This is a genomic window from Streptomyces sp. Ag109_O5-1 (assembly GCF_003814875.1).
GTDB lineage: Bacteria > Actinomycetota > Actinomycetes > Streptomycetales > Streptomycetaceae > Streptomyces > Streptomyces sasae.
In genome coordinates, this window is record NZ_RKQF01000001.1 from 922732 (window position 1) to 943919 (window position 21188).

The window sequence follows — 21188 nt, forward strand, 5'->3', positions numbered from 1 at the left end:
GCGGCCGGCAGTCGCATGCCGCCTTCGGTGATGGGGAGCTCGGCGGTGCGGCCGCGACCTGCTTCGGTGCGCCGCTCGACGACCCCCCGTTCCTCAAGCTGGCGGACGGTGGCCTGGGCACTCTGCGCGGCGATCCCCGCCCGGCGGCCCAACTCGCTGTCAGCAGCCCGAGGAACACTCCGCCGACAAGTCCCCAACCAGCGATGACCGCAGCCCCCAGTCAGCAGCCGGAGCGCCCTGGAGGGCCGGGCGGCCACTCTCCTTGAGCCATCAACGGCAACCCCGCTCCAACCACACCCGCTCGGCTGGCCACGCCGCAGACGATCTACTACGGAGCGGTGAGCGTCGACCTGACCCTCACCTCTCTCGCCGGACTCCGCCTGGCGCCCATCCCGCTCCTGGCACCCCTGCCGCTCACCCTGATCACAGGCTCGGCCTGCTCGGCGCGTACCGCTCCACAGGTGGCTACATCCGCTACCTGGCCGCCGACCTCGCGCCCGACGGCCGCAAGGGGCGGTCGCTGTCGATCGTCATGTACGGCGGCCTCATCGCGGCGTTCCTCGGACCGTTGGGGACCGCGTAGCCGCGCTGTACGAGCAGTCTCTGCCTGTTGGCCGTGACAGCAGGGATCATCGACCCCCGTTCAAGCCGCCTCAAGACTTGCAGTTAGACTGCAAGTGGCGCAGATCGAGAGCCGATGCGGAGTCGCCGGGAGGCTTGCCGCCCTACGCCGGAAAGGGAGGCCGTCGTGAGCGGCGGAGACGCTCGACAAATCAGCGTGCGCACCAAGGACCGAAACTCAGAAGAGCGGAGCGAACAACTCGCACCCCCTCTCAGGCGCGATCAGTCAGACTCAATTACATACAGAAGCTTTCTACGCGTCCGCGCCTACGCTGTCATGACGAAGCCGCGAGTTATGGAACTCCTGCTTGTCACGACTGTGCCGACCATGATTTTGGCTCATGGCGGTCCGCCGAATTTGCCGCTCATCGTGGCGACACTCATGGGTGGAGCGGCAAGCTCGGGCAGCGCATCGGCCTTCAATATGTACCTGGACCGAGACATGGATGCCCAGATGAGACGCACATCCGGTCGCCCTTTGGTGACCGGAGAGGTGGCACCGCGGTCTGGATTGCTCTTCGCCTGGATCCTGGCCGTCTCCTCGACGGTCTGGTTCTGGTGCCTTGTGAATTACTTGGCCGCTGCACTGTCCGTCTGCGCGATTCTATGGTATGTAGTCGTGTACACAATTCTCCTCAAGCGCCGCACTGAGCAGAACATCGTGTGGGGCGGCATCGCGGGCTGCTTCCCTGTAGTCATCGGCTGGGCATCAGCGACAGGGACCGTGTCATGGCCAGCGGTAATACTTTTTCTAGTGATCTTCTTTTGGACCCCGGCTCATTATTGGCCTCTGTCAGTCAAGTACGGCGAGGACTACCGTCGTGTCGGCGTCCCCATGCTCGGCGCAATCCACGGAATCGAGCACGTGGCCAAGAGAGTGATTGCGTATGCCGTCGCGACCGCCACGGCTTCCCTTCTCCTCATTCCTGTTGCAGGAATGAGTTGGACCTACGCAACGGTGGCCGTGGTCGGTGGAGCGTGGTTCGTAGGGGAAGGTCTTCGACTCCAAGCCGCTGCCCGTCGAGCGGAAGCCGCCGCGCGACCAATGCGGATGTTTGTGGTATCGAATGCATATCTTGCATTGCTGTTCGCCGCAGTGGCCATCGATACACTCGTGAAACACCGATTCAGCTGAAACTCTGCCGCACCGGCCGGTTGTCACAGCTATAGGCATCGCCGCCACACTCGTCGGCTGCACAGCCGGCGTTGACGTAACGCTCTTGGGCAAGCTGCCCAACTCCGCCGGCAGTCACGTCGTCACTTATAACGGCTGGCCGCTCTACCGATACGCCGCCGACAAGGCACCTGGTCAACATCACGCGGCAGTGCGCGGTGCTGACGCAAGGGCGACTTGAGTGGCTGTTCTGCGCGTGTTCGGCCAGGCCTTGGTGGCTCACACCGTCGTCGCCACAGCGACGGCCCAACCGATGTAGGCAAAGTTGAAAAGCACCTTGACGGTCGCACTCGCCAACCCGCGGGCACGGCACGGCCGCTCAGCCGCCACCCGGGCCAGCCCATCGAGATGCGCGACGACGAAGACCGAGATCATCGCCGCGGCGATCCACCCGCCCGCCGCTCGGCTCCGCGGTACGAGGAGGAGAACACTGTCGGCGATCAGCGCAACCCCGCCCACAGCGACGAGCATTCGTGCGCAACCCAGCCAGGAAGGGACCAACCGGCGGACGTAGTCCGGACGCACGAAGTGCGCGGCGCCGTTGACAACCAGGAAGACCGCCAAGGCGACGGCCACAATAGAATTCATGTCATGACAGTGCCGCCGACCCAGGTGTGGACGCTTGAACGAAACGATCGCCGCCTCCACTTCGCATCCGGCCCGGCGGCGACGATGTTCGCCGAGTCCGGCGCCTTTCGGGTACGCCCCCACCGGCACCCGGCGTGGAAGATCGTGCTCGCGCTCGGCGGCGGTGTCGAGGTCGGCTACAACGGTAACCGCACCCTCACCGCAGCCGGCGTGATCGTGCCGCCGCAACTGGCACACACCTGCGCCGTCTCGTCGGCTTACGTTGCCCTCTTCCTGGACCCGTGGGAGCTGGCGCTCGGCACCGACCCGACCCGCCTGAACGAGACCGCGGCCCACCGCGTGCTCGCGGCCCTCGACCATCCCGGCCGCGGCGCCGACCTGGACGCGGCCCGTGCCGAGCTCACGGCCCTCGCCGGAGCGGGCGCCCCGCTCGATTCCAGGGTCGCCCACGCGGTGCGGGAGATCACCCGCCCCGGGTCCACCGCCACGATCGGCGCGGTCGCCGCCCAGGTCGGGCTCTCCCAGCCGCGGTTGCGCACCCTCGTCCGCGACTGGGTGGGTATCCCGCTCCCGCGGCTACGCCTGTGGGCCAAGCTGCGGACCGCCATGACCGAACTACCGGCTGAGTCCGCGGCCGCCGCGGCTGCTTTCGCGGGCTTCGCCGACCAGGCACACCTCACCCGCACGGCGCGCACCCTCGCCGGCCGCACCCCGTCGGAGATCCTCCGCCCAGGAGCGTCCGGCACCCCGGCGTAGACTCGTCAACCCTGGAATTCATGGCCCCGGGAGGACCCCCTCTCGGAGCCGATCAGCTCCGCTTCCTTCTGCCCGGATCCCATGCCTCATCCGGCAGATCGCTCGGGTACGACTCGCGCCCGCCCGCGCTTTCCAGCAGACCGTCCCCCGGGCCAACCGTGAAGCCCCGGAACCGGACGACCCACCCTCAAGCGCGACGACACCTGTCACGCACCCGCACACGACGAGCCTGTTCCTTCGGCGCCCAGGCCCCGCCGAGCAGCGCTCCGTCACGATGGGTTGTGTCGACCGTCGACTCTCCATCTTCCACAGGTAGCGCGATGGATGTGCCATGAGATGAGACCTGTACTCGTGGCGGCACGTCGGTGAAGCGTCCTTGAGGAGACGAGGCCACAAAGCCGACCTGTTTGGTCCGATACGGTGGGAGTGCTCCGACATGGCCAGGGAAGGAAGACGTGGATGGCAGACGCAGGGGACGCCGACTCGGCGCGATACCCACTGGGTCCAACGATGATCATGATCCTCCAGGGGCGTTTTCTGGAAGGACGAGTAGAGGACTCACTGAAGGGCATCGGCCTGTCCCTGCGACGCCTGGGCCTCTTGGGGCACCTGCGACGTGATCCGGGCATATCGTTCAGCGCATTGGCGCGGAGAGCGGGGATCAAAGTGCAGAGCCTGCATCCGATCATCGACGCGCTGATCTCTGACGGATACGTCGCCACCGTCGGGAGCGGTGGGCAGGGCCGCGCAGCGGTGATAGAGCTGACAGACCGTGGTGTGAAGGTGCTTGAGCGGGCAACCCAGTTGATCGAGGACTACGACCACGAGGTGTTCGCCGAGGACGAGTGGAAGGACCTGGGTACAGCGCTTACTCGTTTGGGGGAGGCGTTGCAGCGCGACCGCATGACCTCATCCGCTGACGCGACCGGTCCGGCGGCGCCCCCCGTTGCCGGGCGCCCTTCCCGAGGCTGACGTCTTCTCTGGGCCCGCGGGAGTTTCCTGTGCTTGGGAGCGGTTGTTCGGCCATGCTCTGCGAGGGCGTTTGAAGCAGGCAGATTGCCCTTGATGCCCTAGTGAGCTCATCGCCAGGTGGGAGTCGACTCGTCCGTTATGCGCGGCGTTCCCCGAGAGGCCGACGACGGTGACGGTCACAGCAAGGGTGAGGCCGATCGTGTCGGTGAGCATGCCGTGCTTCCTCTCGACGATCTTCGTGGCCGCATCCGTTCCCTGGCTGGTCACAGGGCAGGGTCTTATGCGGTCAGAAGAGCCGGGCCGCCCTCGACTGGCAGCCCGGCTCCGTGGGATCACTTCCTCAGGAAGGCGAGGAGTGCCCTGTTGACCTCCTCGGCGTGGGTCCAGAGCAGGCCGTGCGGAGCGCCCTCGATCTCCACGTAGTCGGCGGACGGGAGGGCCTTGTGGAACGGCCGCGCGGTCCCCTCGACGGGCAGGATGCGGTCGCCCGTGCCGTGCAGGATGAGGGCGGGTACGTCAATGGCCGGGATGTCGGCCCGGAAGTCGGTGTACCAGGTCGACGGCGCGGCAGCCGCACCGTAGAACCCGCCTCCCGCGGCAACGTTCCAGCTGTTGCGGACGGCCTCCTCGCTGATCCTGGTGCCGAGGTTCTCGTCCAGGTTGTAGAAGTCCTGGTAGAAGGCCGTGTAGTACGCGTAACGGTCCGCCTTCACCGCCGCGACGACACCGTCGAAGAACTCCTTCGGGGCGACGCCGCCCGGGTTGTCGTCGTTCTTGAGCAGGCAGGGCTCCAGCGAAGCCAGGAAGGCGACCTTGGCCACCCGGGCAGAGCCATAGGCGGACACGTACCGGGCAACCTCACCGGTCCCCATCGAGAACCCGACCAGCACGGCGTCCCGCAGGTCGAGGGTTTCCATCAGGGTGTTCAGGTCGGCCGCGAAGGTGTCGTAGTCGTAGCCGGTCGTCGGCTGGCTGGACTGCCCGAAACCGCGACGGTCGTAAGTGATGACGCGGTAGCCGGCGTCGAGCAGCACAGCACTCTGCCGCTCCCAGGAATGGCCGTCCAGTGGGAAGCCGTGGATGAGCACGACCGGCTGACCGGCTCCGTGGTCCTCGTAGTAGAGGTCGATGGTGGTGGAGTTCTCCTGGCCCACGGTGATGTACGGCATGCGCGTGCTTCCTCGCTCGGATGAATGAGGTGGATGGGGACTCGCTCACGCTAGGGGGAACGCCACGCGACCGGTTGCCCCACCGTGCACCACTTGTTGCCCTCAGGCGCAGGGATCATATTGTTGCCCTCAGGCGCAGGGATCATGGTTGCCGCCCAGCCGCAGCAGCACGCAGCCGCCCAACGCGGTCATAGGGCTCCACGGTGTCTCTTCCGGGACAACCGACCATGCGGGCACGCCCATGGTGTACGGGCGTAGTCCCTGCGGCCGTACACCAGCGTCCTCCGTTCCGCCATGGACCACGAAGCGTGATCGGCGCACCTGGTCGGCGGGCCTTCCAGAACACGTCCGGCGATCACCATCCGGCATCCATCCCGGGGAGGATCTCGGGAGTACGAGCCGCCGCACGGAGCGCGTGGGGAGGATGGGTTGCGTTACGAGGCACGATCCTGAAGGAGCCTGAAAGGGTCATCCACGCGGGTCGGAGTCGGCATTGAAAGCACCGCCGCAGGTCAGAGCATCTTGGCAGACGACTTCACGACCTAGTTGTCCTGGCCGTCGGTCCCCGCCAACGCGCAGGGGTGACTCCGTGAACGGCACTGCCGGTGACGGCGAATGGGTCTTGCCCCGACATGGGGCAGACGCGACCGTGCTCGAGGTGCCCGACGTCCGGTGCTCCTTCCGACGCGGGGCAGTTCGAGGACGCCCGATCTGCGTCCCATGTCGGCCTTCTACGCTGCGTAGTGAGCAGCAAGTCGGCACGGGAGAGGTGAGAACGGGTGATGACGTGGGCTTTCAGTCAGCACCGAACCAGCACGGGAGTCGCTGCGGCACCACCGAATCATGCCCGAACACCGCAACTCGGACAGCACCCCTCGCCCCCGTTGAGGCGGCCACCGCGGAGGCCCGGCACCACCTCCATGGTTGCCGCACGCACTCCCACGCCCAGAAGTATGGTGTCCCAGCACATACGCCTCTGACCTGCGCCTTCCTACGGTGTGGCGACACAGAAACGTCCCCGTCGAACGCCAGGAAGTGGTGCCGATGTCGTCACCGGCAAGTTCTCCGCTCGCTCCGCCGAACCTCCCCCGCATCGTCGCGGCAAGCCTCATCGGCACCACCATCGAGTGGTACGACTTCTTCCTGTACGGCTCCGCGGCCGCCCTCGTCTTCAACAGGCTGTTCTTTCCCGACTCCGACCCGCTCGTCGGCACGCTGCTGTCGTTCCTGACGTACGCGGTCGGGTTCGCCGCCCGGCCGCTCGGGGCCCTGGTGTTCGGGCACTACGGGGACCGGCTCGGGCGCAAGCGGCTGCTCGTGCTGAGTCTGCTGTTGATGGGCGGGGCGACCTTCGGGATCGGGCTGCTGCCGACGCACGCGACGGTCGGCAGCGCGGCACCTGTTCTGCTGACTCTCCTGCGCCTCGTCCAGGGATTCGCTCTCGGTGGTGAGTGGGGCGGCGCCGTCCTGTTGGTGTCCGAGCACGGTGACGCGCGCCGACGCGGCTTCTGGGCGTCCTGGCCGCAGACCGGTGCGCCCGCCGGGCAACTCCTGGCGACCGGTGTGCTGTCGCTGCTCACCGCCGTACTGTCGGACGACGCGTTCGCCGCCTGGGGCTGGCGGATTCCGTTCCTGCTCTCCGGTGTCCTGGTCGTCGTCGGTCTGTGGATCCGTCTCTCGGTCGACGAATCGCCTGTGTTCCGGCAGGCGTTGGCGCAGGCCGAGGCCCGGCGCGACGCCGGGGACGCCGAACAGTCGCCGCTGGTCTCGGTGTTGCGGCACCACTGGCGCGATGTGCTGATCGCGATGGGCGCGCGCATGGCGGAGAACATCAGTTACTACGTCATCACCGCCTTCATCCTCGTTTACGCCACCACGTCCGCCGGCGTCTCCAAGCAGACCGCCCTGAACGCCGTACTGATCGGCTCCGCCGTCCACTTCGCCGTGATCCCGGCCTGGGGCGCGCTGTCGGACCGGGTCGGGCGGCGGCCCGTCTATCTGCTGGGCGCGGCCGGGATCGGAATGTGGATGTTCCCGTTCTTCGCCCTGGCCGACACCGGGACGTTCTGGTACCTGGTGCTGGCGGTGACCGTCGGCCTGGTCCTGCACGGCGCCATGTACGCGCCCCAGGCCGCCTTCTTCTCGGAGATGTTCGCGACCCGGATGCGCTACTCCGGTGCCTCCGTCGGCGCCCAGTTCGCCTCCGTCGCCGCCGGGGCACCGGCCCCGCTCATCGCCACCGCGCTGCTGTCCGACTACGGCAGCTCGACCCCGATCGCCCTGTATGTGATCGCGGCGTCCCTGCTCACCCTGGTCGCGTTGGCCGTGGCGAAGGAGACCCGGCAGCGGGACCTGGCCGACGACGGCGCGCCGCCCTCGGCCACGGCGAGCAGCAGGGACGCACACACCGTCTGAGCGTGCGCCGCTGGTCCCGGGCGGGATCAGCGGCGTTCCGGCTGTGCACCCAATCGGTGCAGGCGCAGGGCCAGTTGGGCTTCCAGGGCGCGGGCGGGGCTCTGCCAGTCGTCGCCGAGGAGGCGGGCCACGCGTTCCAGCCGCTGGGCCACCGTGTTGACGTGGACGTGGAGTTCGTCCTTCGTGCGGGCCGGGCTCATCCCCGAGGCGAAGTACGCGTCGAGAGTGCGCAGCAGTTCCGTGCCGCGTCGTTCGTCGTAGGCGACGACCGGGCCGATGGTGCGTTCGACGAATCCGGTGACGTCCCGTTCGCCCGCGAGCAGCAGGCCGAGGAAGCCGAAGTCCTCGGCGGCGGCGCCGTCTCCGCCCCGGCCGAGGAGGTTCAGCGCGTCGAGGCAGCGGCGGCCCTCGGTGTACCCGGCGGCCACCGTGTCGGGGTGGGCGGCGAGGTCCGCGAGGGGCCCGGAGGCGCCGACGGTCACCGGCTGATGGACGGCGGTGCCGAGGTGGCGGGCGGTGCGCCGGGCCACGTCAGTGGCGGTGTCGCCGGGGTCCAGGGGCAGTAGCAGGACGGTGCCGCCGTCGCGGGCGGCGGCCAGGCCATGGCGGGTGGTGGCGAGGTGGGTGGCGGCCGACCACAGCCGGCGGCGGGCGGCCGCCGCGTCCTCCGCGCCGGCTGCCGGGCCCTCCAGCCGGGCGGCGAGGACGACGTGGGTGGCGTCGAGATCGGCGTGCAACCGGGCGGCGCGGTCGCGCAGTTGGCGTGGATCACGGTCCCGGGCGTCGAGCAGGTCGTCGAGCAGTTCGCCGCGCACGCGCTGTTCGGCCTCGGCCGCGGAGCGGCGGGCCAGCAGGAGCAGCGAGGTGACCATGGCGGCGCGCTCCAGGGTGCGCTGGTCGACGGGGTCGAGTTCCGGATGGCCGCGCAGCACCAGCGCGCCGAGCAGTTCGCCGCCCGCGGCGACGGCGGCGATCCAGTCGGTCCGGTGCCGGACCGCGTGCCCTTCCGTGCGGGATGTCTCCAGCGACCGTGTGTCGGCGGTGTCGGTGAACTCGACCGTGCCGTCGAGGATCTGGGAGACGGCGGCGGCCACGTCATGGACTCCGCCGCCGCGCAGCACGAGTTCGGCAAGCCGGTCGTGGACGTCCGAGGCACGTTCGATGACCGCGCTGCGGTCCTTGATGATCTCGTTGGCGCGCTCCAGTCCGGCCATGGCCGAGCGGGTCTCGGTGAGCAGGTTCGCCGTGTCGATGGCGGCTGCCGCGAGCGCGGCGAAGGAGCCGAGCAGCGCGATCTGTTCGCGTTCGAAGACGCGTGCCCGCCGGTCCGCCGCGAACAGCACGCCGATGACGTGCGGCCCGAGCATGAGCGGCACCCCGAGGATGGCGACCAGGCCCTCGTCGCGCACACCGGAGTCGATGGTGAGCGTGTGCTGGAAGCGGTCGTCCTTGAAGTAGTCGTCGGTGACGTACGGCCGCGCGGTCTGTGCGACGAGTCCGCCCAGCCCCTCCCCCATGCCGAGCCGCAGTTGCTGGAAGCGGGCGGCAACCGACCCCTCGGTGACCCGCATATAGGTGTCACCGCGCGCCGGGTCGTTGAGGCTCAGGTAGGCGACGTCGGTGCCGAGCAGCGAGCGGGCGCGCTGGACGATCGCCTGCAGCACGGCGTCCACGTCCCGCAGGCCTGCCAGGTCGTGGGCGGTCTCGAACAGTGCGGACAGCTCCGCCTCGCGCCGCCGTCTGCCCTCCAGCTCGGTGCGGACCCGCAGGGCGAGGAGCTTGGCCCGCTCCAGCGCGGCGATCCGCTCCGGCGCCCGGTCCTCGGCACGGGCGACCAGCACCGGCTGTTCGTACGTCTCCGCCGAGGCGCCTCTGGCCAGCAGTTCGAGGTAGGGCAGCTCCGCGTCCGCGGGCGCCTTGGCGGCGCCCTCGTCGAGGGCGCCGGCCGCTGCTGCCGGGGCCGGCCTCATGGCGGACTGCACGTGATCGCGAGACATGGTCACAGGATTCCGCATCGTGCCTCCGACCTGTCGGGCCTGTGGAGAACTCGCGCACCGACAGCTGTCCTGCCGTTCAATGAGCTGTTCAAATGAGCTGTTCAGTGGGCCGTCCAGCCGCCGTCGAGCACCAGCGAGGTGCCCGTGACGAAGGATGCCTGGGGGCCGCAGAGATAGGCCACGGCCTCGGCGACCTCCGCCGGTTCGACGAGCCGTTTCACGGCGCTGTCGGTCAGGAGGACCTCGGACAGCACCCGCTCCTCGGGGATGCCGTGGGCCCGGGCCTGGTCGGCGAGCTGCTTCTCGACCAGTGGGGTGCGCACATAGCCGGGGTTCACACAGTTAGAGGTCACCCCATGGGGTGCACCTTCCAGGGCGGCCGTCTTGGACAGTCCCTCCAGACCGTGTTTGGCGGCCACATAGGCCGACTTATAGACGGAGGCGCGCAGCCCATGGACGGAGGACACATTCACGATCCGCCCCCAACCTTGCTCGTACATATGGGGCAGGGCACCCCGGATGAGCCGAAAGGGTGCCTCCAGCATCACGGTGAGTACGGTGTGGAAGACGTCCGGCGGGAAGTCCTCGATGGGGCGGACCAGTTGGATGCCCGCGTTGTTGACGAGGACGTCGGTGCCGGCTGCCGCGTGTTCGGCCGCGTCCAGGTCGGTGAGGTCGACGACGTAAGGCTCGACGGCACCGCCCGCCGGGTCCGGCGCCCGCCTCGCCTGCTCCACGAGCTCGGCCAGCCCCGCCGCGTCCCGGTCGACGGCTCTGACCCGGGCGCCCGCGGCCGCGAGGCGCAGGGCGCAGGCACGGCCGATACCACCGGCGGCACCGGTGACCAGGGCGGTGCGGCCCTGGAGGTCGAGGGCGGGGGCGTGGGGACCGGGGACGGCGCCGAGCGAACTCATAAGCCGACCCTAGGCGGCCCTCCCCTCGGATCGCATAGGGCCGGTCCACATACTTCAGCTTAGAGTCGTAGCGTCAAACCATGTGGGTGCATCCGACATGGCCTGCTTGATCCGGAAGAGGCCGAACTCGTTCATCTCGGGCAGGGCGTCCACGTCGAACCAGGCCACGTCCAGCGACTCGTCGTCGTTGACGCGTGCCTCGCCGCCGACGGCCCGGCAGCGGAAGGTGATGTCCATGTACTGGCAGAGGTCGCCGTTCGGGTAGGTGACCGGGTTCAGCGCCTGGACGAGGACCACCCGCTCGGCGACACAGCGCACCGCCGTCTCCTCGTAGACCTCCCGCACGGCGCAGACCGCAGGCTGCTCCCCCGGCTCCGGGATGCCGCCGATGACCGACCACTTGCGGGTGTCCGTGCGCCTGCCCAGCAGCACTCTGCCCTCGTCGTCGAAGACGATGGCGGTGATCCCGGGAAGCCACAGCAACTGGTGGCCGGCGGAGGCCCGGATCTCGCGGATGAAGTCAGGAGTCGCCATGGAACCGACCCTAACGGGCCGGTTCCCCCGGACCGACCGGTACCACGGGGCGTACGGCGGGTGTACGGCTACGCGTCGCCGGCGCGCCGACCGCGCACTCCGGCCCCGATCGCCCAGCCGACGCCACCCGCGGCGACCAGCACCAGGGCGATCTCGGGCAGGATGCCCAGCTTGGTCGCGGGCGTCTCGGAGGTGCGCAGCGGGACCTTCTGGACCAGGTAGGCGGGCACGAACATGCCGGTCCTCTGGGTGATCTTCCCGTCCGGCATGATGATCGCGCTGACACCGCTGGTCACCGGCACGGTCACGGTCCGGCTGTGCTCCACCGCGCGGATACGGGACATGGCGAGCTGCTGGTAGGTCATCTCGCTGCGGTCGAAGGTGGCATTGTTGCTCGGTACGGAGATCATCTCGGCGCCGTGGGTGACGGTGTCCCGCACGTCCCAGTCGAAGGCGGCCTCGTAGCAGGTGGCCAGGCCGACCTTGGTGCCGTCGATGTCGAACACGCCGGGCTTGGTGCCCCGGCTGAAGTCCTGGCGGACCATGCTGGTCCAGTTCTTGTTGATCGCGCCGACCAGACCGCGCAGCGGGAGGTACTCGCCGAAGGGCTGGATCTGCCGCTTGTCGTAGGTCGCCGTCGGGCCCTTGACCGGGTCCCACAGGATCTGCTCGTTGAGGAGCTTGCCGCCCCGTTCGACGACCCCGCCGACCGAGATGGGCACGCCCATCGCCTTGGAGGCCTGGTCGATGACGGCGGCCGCGTCGGCGTCGGCGAACGGGTCGACGTCGGAGGAGTTCTCCGGCCAGAGCACGAAGTCGGGCTTGGCCGCCTTGCCCGCCTTGACGTCGGCGGCGAGCTTCAGCGTCTCCTTGACGTGGTAGTCGAGCACGGCCTGCCGCTGGGACGCGAAATCGAGGCCGGCCCGCGGCACGTTGCCCTGGATGACCGCGACGGTGACCGAACCGTCTTCCGCCTTGTCGCTCACCAGCGCCTGTGCGGCAACCGCGCCCACGACGGGGACGGCCACGCTCAGCAGGGCCGCGGCTGCCGCACCGCGCCGGATCTCACGCGTCCGGCGCCCCTCGACGACGAGGCGCCCGACTTCGTAGAGACCGAATCCGCACAGGACGACACCGAAGCCGAGCACCGGGGTGCCGCCCACCGCGGCGAGCGGCAGAAAGACACCGTCCGCCTGACCGAAGGCGATCTTGCCCCAGGGGAAGCCGCGGAAGGGCACACGCGCGCGTGCCGCCTCCCCCGCGATCCATATGGCGGCCGCCCACACAGGCCAGGCGGGCAGCTTGGAGACGGCGGCGACTCCGACGCCGACCAGCGCGATGAAGATCGCCTCGATGGCCACCAGTGCGAGCCAGGGCCCGGGGCCGACCTCGACGCCGGTCCACACCAGCAGGGGGAGCAGGAAGCCGAGGCCGAAGACATAGCCGAGGCCGAGGGCCGCCTTCCAGCTGCGGCCGCGCAGCACCCATCCGAATCCGGCGAAGGCCGGCAGGGCCAGCCACCACAGGGTGCGGGGCGGGAAGCTGACGTACAGCAGCACTCCGCAGAGCGCGGAGGCGGCGGCCGGGACCAGGCGGCGGAGCAGGCGCAGGCCGCGTGCGCTGGGCGCGGGGCGCGGCGTGAGCTGGTCCGACTGGTCCACGGAAGTTGCGGTGACGGTCACTCCGGGAGTGTACGGCGGTTGACCTTGCGGCCGACAGCACGGTCTCGTCATGCAGGAATCGCACCGTTCCCGCTCAAGTCGTCCACAAAGTGGGCATCAGCGGTTACGGTGTGCCGAGGCGGGTGGCGGGACCCGCCTCAGGTCGGGGGACCGGGTACGGGGGGCGACGGTGGGGTCGACCGGGATGACGTCCGCTGCCGGTACGGAAGCGGACATCGACAGACGAAACGTTTCTGACGCGGTGGGCGTCGTGGTGCTCGGGGCGTGTGCCGTGTGGCCGCTGATCTCGGCGGCCGGGCGCGACGCACGGCCCGAGGGTGTGCTGCTGGCGGTGCTCGCCGTGGCCGCGGGCTATGCCGCCGGCCGGATGTCCGGGGCACTGCTGCCGGTGGTCGCGCCCTGCGTCGGAGCGCTGGCCGGGCTGGGACTCGCTGTGGCGATGCCCCATGTGGCGCCCGGTCCCCAGTTCACGACTCCGCTCGGCCATGCCGGTGCCGTCGCCGCGCTGCTCGCCCTCGCGACGGGCAGCGCGTGCTGCGCCGCCTGGGCGACGCCGGTTCCGGCACTGCGCTTCGGGCTGGGGATGCTGGCCGTCGGCATCGCGGTGGCCGGGGCGGTCATGGGCTCGGTGCCCGGGTGCGCGGCCAGTGCCGCCGTACTGCTGTGCTCGCTCGCGGCCGGCCGGATGCGTCACCGCGGTCCGGGCATCGCGGGGCTGGCCCTGACGGCCGCGCTGGTGACCGGCACGGTGTGGGCGGTCGCCGCGAACGCTCTGCCCGCCGGCCTCGCTTCTGCCCTGGAAGGCCCTCTCACCGAGCACCGCGTCCGGCTGTGGCGGGACGCGGTGCATCTCACCCGTCAAAACATCTCCCTTGGTGTCGGACCGGGCCGTTTCGGTGAGCTGAGCGGAACCGCGTCCGAGGCCCTGCTGCCCGACGGCAAGCCGCACTCCGCGCCGCTCCAGCAGGCGACGGAGCAGGGCTTGGCCGGTGTGCTGCTGCTGGTCACCGCGTTCTGCTGGCTCCTGTACGCCCTGTGGCGCTCACCCCGCTCGACACCGGTCGCACTGACGGCGGGCGCGGCGCTGACGGCGCTGGCCGCGATCGCCGCGGTGGGCGACGCGCTGAGTTTCACGACCGTATCAGTGGGGGCCGGTCTGCTGGCGGGCCTGGCGACGGCACGCCCATGGGCAGCGGGTGTCCCACAGAGCTGAGATGTCTCCCGGCACATGTGCTCAGGCGCAGATGCCCCGCACATGCGCTCAGGCACAGATGCCCAAGCACGGATACGGGGGCACATATGGTCGCGCCACACACCGCAGCGGCCTGTGTCAGTGCGCCGTACCTGGTGTGATCGTCCGCAGGCGTTCCCTGATGACATGGACCGCCGACTCGGCGTTGTCCACGGTGATCGTGAAGGTGTGGCCGTCCCACAGGCGCAGGACGATGCCTTCGCCCCTGCGGACCACGACGGCGGTGCCCTTCTCGGGGCGCCAGCGGTAGCCCCAGCCGCCCCAGTGGCGCGGGGTGATCTGCGGGGTGAAGTCCGCGCCTACCACCTGGGAGAGCGGAATTCGGCGGCGCGGTACTCCTATATGACCGCAACGGATTTCGAGGCACTCCTTGTCGAGTCTCAGATCGACGTGCACGAAGGCGAGGGTGCCGAAGAGGACCAGCAGCCCGGCGGCGATACAGCCCACCACCGACATCACCAGCGGAGCGACGCCGGAGGTCCAGGCTGAGTCCACGGCCAGTTCGATGCCGAGCGCCATGCAGGCCGCGCCGACCAGTGCCAGCAGCCACTGGACCCGGTTGGTGGCGCGCCCGGTCCAGACGTCGGGGTGTGAGGAGTCCTCGTCCGGGGAGCGGTCGTGGGGGTGGTCCCTCATGACTACGAGATTACTCAGGTTTCGCTGCGCGGGTACCGCGTCGCGGAGGGTGACTGCTCACATCGGGGGTACCGAGGGCCCCGCGGGGTTCACTGGGACGCGGCGGGGCTGACCGTCCGCAGCAGGCGGCCCTCGGCATAGGTCAGCGCGGGCTCGGGCAGCTCGCCCTCGCGGCCGTTGAGCAGCACCGTCACCGTGCCGGTGGCCGGTGCGTCGGGGGCGGGCCGGGCGCCGATCCGGCGCAGCGCCTGGGCAGCCACCGCGCCTGCGGAGCCGTGCAGGACGAGGGGCGCGGCACCGGGGCGCTGGACGGCGGCGCGGATACGTTCCGTCAGGAGTTCGTAGTGGGTGCAGCCGAGGACTACGGTCGTCACATCGTCCGGCGTGAGTTCGGCCGCCGCGGTGACGGCGGCGTCGATGGCCGCCTGGTCGGCGTGCTCCACGGCCTCGGCGAGGCCCCAGCAGGGCACCTCGGTGACCGGCACACCGACGGCGAAGTCCTCGATGAGGCCTCGCTGGTAGGCGCTCCCCGTGGTGGCCGGGGTCGCCCAGATCGCGAAGGGACCCCCGCCGGCCGCGGCCGGTTTGATCGCCGGGACCGTGCCGATGACGGGGATGCCGGGTTCCAGGTGGGCGCGCAGGGCGGGCAGGGAGTGCACGGTCGCCGTGTTGCAGCCGACGATCAGGGCCTCGGGCCGGCGGGCGGCCGCGGCCTCGGCGACGGCCAGGGCGCGCGAGGTGAGGTCCTCGGGGGTGCGGGGTCCCCAGGGCATGCCCTCGGGATCGAAGGAGAGGACGAGATCCGCGTCGGGGCGAAGCCGCCGCACCGCGGCGGAGGCCGCCAGCAGGCCGATTCCGGAGTCCATGAGCGCGATCTTCACTCGGCCACGATAGACGATGGCCCCTTGGGAGCAGGTCCGGTGGGGCAGACTTCGCGCGTGAGCGCCATCGTGTGGACCGCCGCCGTATCCCTCGCCGCCTGGCTGTGGCTGCTGCTCGGCCAGGGTTTCTTCTGGCGCACCGATGTCCGGCTCCCGCACCGGCGCGATCCCGGAGAATGGCCGGATGTGTGCGTGGTGGTCCCGGCCCGGGACGAGGCCGCCGTACTGCCACTGAGTCTGCCGTCGTTGCTGGCGCAGGACTACCCCGGCCGGGCCGAGGTGTTCCTGGTCGACGACGGCAGCACCGACGGCACCGGGGAGCTGGCCCGGCGACTGGCCGTGCGGTACGGCGGGCTGCCGCTGACCGTGGACTCGCCCGGTGAGCCGCCGGCGGGCTGGACCGGCAAACTGTGGGCGGTACGGCACGGCATCGGTCTGGCACGCGCGCGTGGCCCCGAGTACCTGCTGCTGACGGACGCGGACATCGCGCACGAGCCCGACAGCCTGCGGCTGCTGGTGGCGGCCGCGCGTACCGGGGGTTTCGACGTGGTGTCGCAGATGGCCCGGCTGCGGGTGGAGAGCCTGTGGGAACGGCTCGTGGTCCCCGCGTTCGTCTACTTCTTCGCGCAGCTGTACCCGTTCCGGCGGATCGGCCGCAAGGGCTCGCGTACGGCGGCAGCGGCGGGCGGCTGTGTCCTGCTGCGTGCCGACACGGCGGAGAAGGCACGCATCCCGGATGCGATCCGGCATGCGGTGATCGACGACGTGGCGCTGGCCCGCGCGGTGAAGGGCGCCGGAGGCCACGTCTGGCTGGGGCTCGCCGACCACGTGGACAGCGTGCGTCCCTATCCACGGCTGCACGACCTGTGGCGGATGGTCTCCCGCAGCGCGTACGCACAGCTGCGGCACAACCCGCTGCTGCTCCTCGGTACGGTCGCCGGTCTCGCGCTCGTGTACCTGGTGCCCCCGGCGGCGGTGGTGTCGGGAGCGGTCACCGGCAGCGCGCCGGCGGCGATCGTCGGCGGGGCGGCCTGGCTCGTGATGGCGGCGACATATGTGCCGATGCTCCACTACTACCGGCAGCCCCTGTGGCTCGCGCCGCTGCTGCCGTTCACCGCGTTCCTCTACCTCCTGATGACGGTCGACTCGGCGGTGCAGCACTACCGCGGGCGCGGGGCGGCCTGGAAGGGGCGTACGTACGCGCGTCCCGACACGGTGGGCGACGAGGGCTGACCTCGTTCCCCGCCGTGTCCCCCGCCGTCATTTACGTCCGGGTGTCCAGTTCATGCCCCAGCCGTAGGCGCGGTCGACGGTCCGCTGCGGGCTCACCCCGCGCTCCGGGACCAGGTAACGCGCCTCGCGCTGCACGACGAGGTCGCCGCCGGTGCTGGTGATCAGGGCGAGGGCGCACACGGTCGAGGGGACCGTGCACTCGTCCAGGGAGAAGTCGATCGCGGCGCCGTGCTGCGGCTGGAGGGTGACGGTGGCGTGCAGGTCGGCGAAGGACGTGGCGCCCTGGTAGATCGTCACGAAGACCAGGATGCGCCGGAAGTCCCGTTTGTGGTCGAGATTGACGGTGAGGTTCTCCCCGCTCGCCACGGCACCGGTGCGGTCGTCGCCGTCGAGGTGGATGTACGGCGGCCGGCCGAGGGAGCCGAAGGCGTTGCCCAGCGCCTGCACGACGCCCTTGCGGCCGTCGGCGAGCTCGTACAGGGCGCACAGGTCGAGATCGAGGTCGGCCCCGCCGTGCCGGCCGCCCCAGCCCTGGAACTGCTTGCGGACCTGCCAGTTGAGGTTGACACGCAGGGCGCCGGAGGTGCCGCCCTGTTTGGCCAGGGAGACGGAGGGCGCCGCCTTGGTGAGCGTCACCTTGGACAGCCGTACGGGCGCTGCCGGGGCGGTCGACGGGGGCGGCGGGGGCGGGACGGGCAGGCCGCCGGAGGTCGGCGTAGCGCGCGGGGGGAAGGGGAGGCCGGCCGGGGGCGGCGGGGCGGCGGGGGGCACCGCCACCGGGGCGGGCGCCGGAACCGGGGCGGGCGGCGCCTGGTGCTGTGGTTCGTCCACCGTGATCCCGAAGTCGGTGGCGAGTCCTTCGAGCCCGCTGCTGTAGCCCTGTCCCACGGCGCGGAACTTCCAGCCGCCCTGGCGGCGGTACAACTCACCGAGCACGAAAGCGGTTTCCACTGTGGCGCCCGTGCTCTCGAACCGGGCGACCGTGCTCTCGTCCGCCGCATCCCGGACCTCGATGTAGAGGCCGGGGACCTGCCCGAACGTTCCGCCGTCGGCGGAGGCCGCGAGGACGATCCGCTCGATCGGGGCCTCCACGCGCGCGAGGTCGACGAAAAGGGTGTCGGTGACCCGGTCGCCGGAGCGCCGCTTGCCCTCGTGCCGGACCGCGCCGGAGGCGTGCGCCGGCTGGTTGTAGAAGACGAAGTCGCCGTCGGAGCGCACTTTCCCGGCTACCAGGAGCAGTGCCGAGGCGTCCGCGTCGGGGACACCCGGGCCGGAGTGCCAGCCCAATTCGACACGCAGCGCCGTGGTCGGCACCGGCGTATTCGATCCTTTCGACATTGACATGTCCGCCCCCCATCACGTGTCGGCATGCCGGGCACGCCCCGGCAGCCCCAGGTCATCCCTACCCTCACAACCTATTCCCGGGGACAGTGAACTCCCACGAGTGGCACAGGAAGATCCCCGTCCAACCCCTGGTAACCAGCCCGGAACTCTGCCTTTACACGATCAGAACGCTGATTGTCGTCCTTTTTTGCCGAGTTCGCTCGGATTGGGGATCCGGCGTCACTGCCGACACGGAAAACAACCCTCTTATCGGTCTCCCCAACCAGCACATCGTGGGCTTAACTTATGTGCCATGACCTCCCCCCGCTCCACCTATGGCGGCGGCTACTACTCCGCCTCCTTCCCGGACACCCCGATCTACGACTCCCTCGTGGCCGAGCGAGGCACCCCGCAGATCGCCCCGATCCGGGTCCCTCCCGCCTACGACACGGGCAGCAGCCTCAGCAACCTGCCCGCGCTGCCGTCGGCACTGCCCGCCCTCCCGGCGGGACCCTCCCAGCCGGCCCCGGGCTACGGCTACCCGCAGCAGATGCACCAGCCCGCGCCGCTGCAGCAGGCGCCCACGGCGTACATCCCCCAGCAGGCGACGGGACCGCGCGGCTACCCCGCGCAGCAGCCCCAGCCGCAGCCGCCGCGCCCGATGATGGGCGGCACGGGGTACGAGGCGATGCGTCCGGCGGCTCCGCGCCCCGCGCAGTCGGCCCCGTACCAGGACCCGTACAACAACCAGCAACAGCAGCAGTACCGCGGCTACTGACCGGCTCCCCCGGATGTCCGTGCGGCCTGGCACGATGGCGTCATGGGGATTGCCGAACTGCAGTCGATTCACGTCCACCCGGTCAAGGCGTTCCGGGGCTTCTCGCCCCGGCAGGCCGTCGTGGAGCCCTGGGGGCTGGCCGGTGACCGACGCTGGGTTCTGATCGACGACGGGGGAAAGGTCGTCACCCAGCGCGAGGAGCCGCGCCTTGCACTGGCCGCCGCCGAGCTGTTGTCCGGCGGCGGTATACGGCTGTCCGCGCCCGGGCGCGAGCCCCTGACCGTGCCTGTCCCGGAGCCGGGGGCCACAGTGCCGGTGGAGATCTTCGGTACGAAGGTGCAGGCGGTCCTCGCGGCGGAGGCCGCGCATGCCTGGTGCGGCGACTATCTCGGGGCCGAGGTCCGCCTCGCCCACATGGACGATCCCGCCGTCCGCCGCCCGATCGATCCGGGCCACGCGCTGCCGGGCGAGACCGTGAGCTTCGCCGACGGCTACCCCCTGCTGGTCACGACGCAGGCCTCGCTCGACGCCCTCAACGCCCTCATCGCGCAGGGTGATCGTGCCCAGGAGGGCCCGCTTCCCATGAACCGCTTCCGGCCGAACGTGGTCGTGCGGGGCACGGAGGCCTGGGCGGAGGACGACTGGACGCGAATCGCCATCGGCGAGGTCGAGTTCCGGGTGACGAAGATGTGCGGACGGTGCGTCGTGACCACGACCGACCAGGTCACCGCCGAGCGCGGCAAGGAGCCGCTGCGCACGCTCGCACGGCATCGCAGGTTCGCCAATCAGCTGGTCTTCGGCCAGAACCTGGTACCACGCTCCCCCGGCACGATCCGGGTCGGGGACCCGGTGCGCATCCTCGGCTGAGGTCCCGGACCGAGGCGGCCTCGCGCGAGCCGACCCAGCCCTGACGGCCGCCGCCCGGTCAGGCGCACGTCACCCACGGCCTCCGGCCGGGCGCTCGTCAACATGACTGTCTGCAGGCAGACCGCCCCCGCCGTGCGCGCCGCTGTCCGAGCCTTCGTCGCCCGAGCGATCCCGCCGATCCGCCCCCGGCCCTCGGTCGTACCAGCCGCACCGGCACAGGACGTCCTCGCCCCAGCGGCGATCGCGTCGGCGGGCCTCGCCCGAGGCGCCATCGTCCGACCGCCCTTCCCGAGCGACCCCCTCGCCCGGCCCACCGGCGCACGAGGCGTTCACGCCCGGCTCGTCTCCACCCGAGCGAGCCATCGTGCGAACGGCCTCCCCGAGCCGCCTCCCCCTCAGCCCGCCGTCGCACAAGGCGCCCTGGCTCACTTCGTCCTCGCCCGAGCCGCCCTCCCCACCTCCCGTCGCCGGACCCGCCCTTGTCCGGCGGTCGGGGGATCTCCGTCTGTCGGTGGGAACCGAAGCCCGCGGCCCGGTCGTTGGGGGTCGTGGGAAGTTCACGAGAGTCCCGGCCGGGGGTGATTTCGCTCTCTCTTCGGCCGAGGGCTCGGGTGAACGGCTCGGGCGGGGGTTATCACGGAGCGGGAAGGGGTGGTGGACGGTGCGAGCGATCCGCGGCCTGTGGCGCTGGCGGCGCAATCCGCTGCGCCGCGCGACCGACCTGGTCGAGGCCTGGCTGGCCCTGGCGGCGCTGCTGTTGACCGTGGTGGCCGCGCCCGTGCTCGGCTCGCTCGTGGGCGCCGCCGCCCAGAACACGCTCCAGGAGTCGGTCCGGCAGCAGCACCACGACCGGAGTCTCGTCACCGCCACGGTCGTACGGAAACTGGGCGGTCCCCTGGTGGAGCCCGACCCGGACGCCACCAGCGCCCACGACACCCGCAGCCGTGTCCTCGCCGACTGGACCGCACCGGACGGCACCCACCGGCACGGCCCGGCCCTGACGACCCTCCAGTCCCCGCACAAGGGCGACCACTTCGGCGTCTGGACCGACCGGCACGGGCTCATAACCGCCCGCCCGCTGGACTCCGCGACGGCGACGACGCACGCCGTACTGGCCGGGTTCGGGGCGGCGCTGCTCACCACGGGTCTGGTCGAGGGCGGCAGACGGATGATCGTCTGGCGTATGGTCCGTCGCAGGTACGCACGCTGGGACCAGGCCTGGGAGCGGGCGGGCCCGGACTGGGGCAAGGCAGGCACGGGCAGCTGACGGCCTTTCCGTCTCTGGTCGATCCACCACCTCGGCGCACGCTACGGTGGACCGGCCGAAGGGCATTCGGCATCGACCCGCGCGCGAGCGAACCGCAGGGCGCGACACCCTCCGAGGTGGCGCCCCGAA

The 21188-nt window shown here is 70.4% G+C and carries 19 protein-coding genes and 1 pseudogene; 10 read left to right on the top strand and 10 right to left on the bottom strand.

All coding sequences use genetic code 11. The annotated features are described in order from the left end of the window. Nucleotides 1-697: 697 nt before the first annotated feature. The gene (locus EDD90_RS04205) at nucleotides 698-1756 is read left to right on the top strand and encodes a heme o synthase (RefSeq protein WP_123971804.1); all 1059 of its coding nucleotides are present in this window, start codon (nucleotides 698-700) and stop codon (nucleotides 1754-1756) included. A gap of 85 nt (nucleotides 1757-1841) precedes the next feature. Continuing rightward, nucleotides 1842-1976 carry a hypothetical protein gene (locus EDD90_RS58845; RefSeq protein ID WP_185148918.1) on the top strand — a complete coding sequence of 45 codons (135 nt, stop codon included), beginning with the start codon at nucleotides 1842-1844 and terminating at the stop codon, nucleotides 1974-1976. A 38-nt stretch (nucleotides 1977-2014) separates the two neighbouring features. Here the strand turns inward: EDD90_RS58845 and EDD90_RS04215 are convergent, their stop codons facing one another. Then, nucleotides 2015-2371, bottom strand: coding sequence for a hypothetical protein (locus EDD90_RS04215; protein ID WP_123971805.1), 357 nt, complete (start codon nucleotides 2369-2371; stop codon nucleotides 2015-2017). Between the two features lie 15 nt (nucleotides 2372-2386). Between EDD90_RS04215 and EDD90_RS04220 the strand changes: the two genes are divergently transcribed. Both EDD90_RS04220 and EDD90_RS04225 read left to right on the top strand, forming a co-directional pair. Then, nucleotides 2387-3139 (top strand): helix-turn-helix domain-containing protein, encoded by a 753-nt coding sequence (locus EDD90_RS04220; RefSeq protein ID WP_260327624.1) that lies wholly within the window; start codon nucleotides 2387-2389, stop codon nucleotides 3137-3139. 510 nt (nucleotides 3140-3649) lie between these two features. Next, nucleotides 3650-4111, top strand: coding sequence for a MarR family winged helix-turn-helix transcriptional regulator (locus EDD90_RS04225; RefSeq protein ID WP_185148920.1), 462 nt, complete (start codon nucleotides 3650-3652; stop codon nucleotides 4109-4111). Nucleotides 4112-4255: 144 nt separating this feature from the next. On the opposite strand, the pseudogene EDD90_RS56775 reads toward EDD90_RS04225, so the two are convergent. Next, a pseudogene (locus tag EDD90_RS56775) lies at nucleotides 4256-4381 on the bottom strand (IS5/IS1182 family transposase); the annotation flags it as partial. Between the two features lie 62 nt (nucleotides 4382-4443). Next, a complete protein-coding gene (locus EDD90_RS04235) occupies nucleotides 4444-5280 on the bottom strand; it encodes an alpha/beta fold hydrolase (protein WP_123971807.1) in 837 nt (278 codons plus the stop codon). Nucleotides 5281-6324: 1044 nt separating this feature from the next. Here EDD90_RS04235 and EDD90_RS04240 point away from each other — a divergent pair. Continuing rightward, nucleotides 6325-7695, top strand: coding sequence for an MFS transporter (locus tag EDD90_RS04240; RefSeq protein WP_185148922.1), 1371 nt, complete (start codon nucleotides 6325-6327; stop codon nucleotides 7693-7695). Nucleotides 7696-7721: 26 nt separating this feature from the next. Here the strand turns inward: EDD90_RS04240 and EDD90_RS04245 are convergent, their stop codons facing one another. The 4 genes from EDD90_RS04245 to lnt all read right to left on the bottom strand — a co-directional run bounded on the left by EDD90_RS04245 (nucleotide 7722) and on the right by lnt (nucleotide 12822). Continuing rightward, nucleotides 7722-9692 (bottom strand): GAF domain-containing protein, encoded by a 1971-nt coding sequence (locus tag EDD90_RS04245; RefSeq protein WP_123971809.1) that lies wholly within the window; start codon nucleotides 9690-9692, stop codon nucleotides 7722-7724. 101 nt (nucleotides 9693-9793) lie between these two features. Further along, a complete protein-coding gene (locus EDD90_RS04250) occupies nucleotides 9794-10606 on the bottom strand; it encodes a 3-hydroxybutyrate dehydrogenase (RefSeq protein ID WP_123971810.1) in 813 nt (270 codons plus the stop codon). 54 nt (nucleotides 10607-10660) lie between these two features. Then, nucleotides 10661-11140 carry an NUDIX domain-containing protein gene (locus EDD90_RS04255; RefSeq protein WP_123971811.1) on the bottom strand — a complete coding sequence of 160 codons (480 nt, stop codon included), beginning with the start codon at nucleotides 11138-11140 and terminating at the stop codon, nucleotides 10661-10663. A 68-nt stretch (nucleotides 11141-11208) separates the two neighbouring features. Further along, on the bottom strand, nucleotides 11209-12822 hold the full coding sequence (lnt, locus tag EDD90_RS04260) for an apolipoprotein N-acyltransferase (protein ID WP_123971812.1): 1614 nt from the start codon (nucleotides 12820-12822) through the stop codon (nucleotides 11209-11211). 184 nt (nucleotides 12823-13006) lie between these two features. Between lnt and EDD90_RS04265 the strand changes: the two genes are divergently transcribed. Continuing rightward, entirely contained in the window at nucleotides 13007-14035 is a 1029-nt protein-coding gene (locus EDD90_RS04265) for an O-antigen ligase (protein ID WP_123971813.1), read from the top strand. A 117-nt stretch (nucleotides 14036-14152) separates the two neighbouring features. On the opposite strand, the gene EDD90_RS04270 is transcribed toward EDD90_RS04265, so the two are convergent. Together EDD90_RS04270 and EDD90_RS04275 are read right to left on the bottom strand one after the other, a co-directional pair. After that, nucleotides 14153-14710, bottom strand: a complete 558-nt coding sequence (locus EDD90_RS04270; RefSeq protein WP_123971814.1) for a hypothetical protein — start codon at nucleotides 14708-14710, stop codon at nucleotides 14153-14155. Between the two features lie 89 nt (nucleotides 14711-14799). Further along, the gene (locus tag EDD90_RS04275; protein ID WP_394365474.1) at nucleotides 14800-15591 is read right to left on the bottom strand and encodes a glutamate racemase; all 792 of its coding nucleotides are present in this window, start codon (nucleotides 15589-15591) and stop codon (nucleotides 14800-14802) included. Between the two features lie 57 nt (nucleotides 15592-15648). Between EDD90_RS04275 and EDD90_RS04280 the strand changes: the two genes are divergently transcribed. Next, complete coding sequence (locus tag EDD90_RS04280; RefSeq protein WP_260327625.1) at nucleotides 15649-16824, top strand: glycosyltransferase; 1176 nt, start codon at nucleotides 15649-15651, stop codon at nucleotides 16822-16824. A 27-nt stretch (nucleotides 16825-16851) separates the two neighbouring features. On the opposite strand, the gene EDD90_RS04285 is transcribed toward EDD90_RS04280, so the two are convergent. Then, nucleotides 16852-18162 carry a TerD family protein gene (locus EDD90_RS04285; RefSeq protein ID WP_123971816.1) on the bottom strand — a complete coding sequence of 437 codons (1311 nt, stop codon included), beginning with the start codon at nucleotides 18160-18162 and terminating at the stop codon, nucleotides 16852-16854. Nucleotides 18163-18460: 298 nt separating this feature from the next. Here EDD90_RS04285 and EDD90_RS04290 point away from each other — a divergent pair, with 298 nt between their 5' ends. The 3 genes from EDD90_RS04290 to EDD90_RS04300 all read left to right on the top strand — a co-directional run bounded on the left by EDD90_RS04290 (nucleotide 18461) and on the right by EDD90_RS04300 (nucleotide 21059). After that, entirely contained in the window at nucleotides 18461-18925 is a 465-nt protein-coding gene (locus EDD90_RS04290; RefSeq protein ID WP_123971817.1) for a DUF6643 family protein, read from the top strand. Nucleotides 18926-18967: 42 nt separating this feature from the next. Next, on the top strand, nucleotides 18968-19792 hold the full coding sequence (locus tag EDD90_RS04295; protein WP_123971818.1) for an MOSC domain-containing protein: 825 nt from the start codon (nucleotides 18968-18970) through the stop codon (nucleotides 19790-19792). A gap of 661 nt (nucleotides 19793-20453) precedes the next feature. Beyond that, nucleotides 20454-21059 carry a hypothetical protein gene (locus tag EDD90_RS04300; RefSeq protein ID WP_123971819.1) on the top strand — a complete coding sequence of 202 codons (606 nt, stop codon included), beginning with the start codon at nucleotides 20454-20456 and terminating at the stop codon, nucleotides 21057-21059. The last annotated feature ends 129 nt before the right edge of the window (nucleotides 21060-21188 follow it).

What these genes read in the sequence shown, in the direction of transcription:
- EDD90_RS04245 (WP_123971809.1), bottom strand. Translation starts at nt 9,692, where the DNA reads ATGTCTCGCGATCACGTGCAGTCCGCCATGAGGCCGGCCCCGGCAGCA.
- EDD90_RS04265 (WP_123971813.1), top strand. Translation starts at nt 13,007, where the DNA reads ATGACGTCCGCTGCCGGTACGGAAGCGGACATCGACAGACGAAACGTT.
- EDD90_RS04250 (WP_123971810.1), bottom strand. Translation starts at nt 10,606, where the DNA reads ATGAGTTCGCTCGGCGCCGTCCCCGGTCCCCACGCCCCCGCCCTCGAC.
- EDD90_RS04270 (WP_123971814.1), bottom strand. Translation starts at nt 14,710, where the DNA reads ATGAGGGACCACCCCCACGACCGCTCCCCGGACGAGGACTCCTCACAC.
- EDD90_RS04225 (WP_185148920.1), top strand. Translation starts at nt 3,650, where the DNA reads ATGATCATGATCCTCCAGGGGCGTTTTCTGGAAGGACGAGTAGAGGAC.
- EDD90_RS04240 (WP_185148922.1), top strand. Translation starts at nt 6,325, where the DNA reads ATGTCGTCACCGGCAAGTTCTCCGCTCGCTCCGCCGAACCTCCCCCGC.
- EDD90_RS04220 (WP_260327624.1), top strand. Translation starts at nt 2,387, where the DNA reads ATGACAGTGCCGCCGACCCAGGTGTGGACGCTTGAACGAAACGATCGC.
- EDD90_RS04295 (WP_123971818.1), top strand. Translation starts at nt 18,968, where the DNA reads ATGGGGATTGCCGAACTGCAGTCGATTCACGTCCACCCGGTCAAGGCG.
- EDD90_RS04205 (WP_123971804.1), top strand. Translation starts at nt 698, where the DNA reads ATGCGGAGTCGCCGGGAGGCTTGCCGCCCTACGCCGGAAAGGGAGGCC.
- EDD90_RS04290 (WP_123971817.1), top strand. Translation starts at nt 18,461, where the DNA reads ATGACCTCCCCCCGCTCCACCTATGGCGGCGGCTACTACTCCGCCTCC.
- EDD90_RS04235 (WP_123971807.1), bottom strand. Translation starts at nt 5,280, where the DNA reads ATGCCGTACATCACCGTGGGCCAGGAGAACTCCACCACCATCGACCTC.
- EDD90_RS04255 (WP_123971811.1), bottom strand. Translation starts at nt 11,140, where the DNA reads ATGGCGACTCCTGACTTCATCCGCGAGATCCGGGCCTCCGCCGGCCAC.
- EDD90_RS04285 (WP_123971816.1), bottom strand. Translation starts at nt 18,162, where the DNA reads ATGTCGAAAGGATCGAATACGCCGGTGCCGACCACGGCGCTGCGTGTC.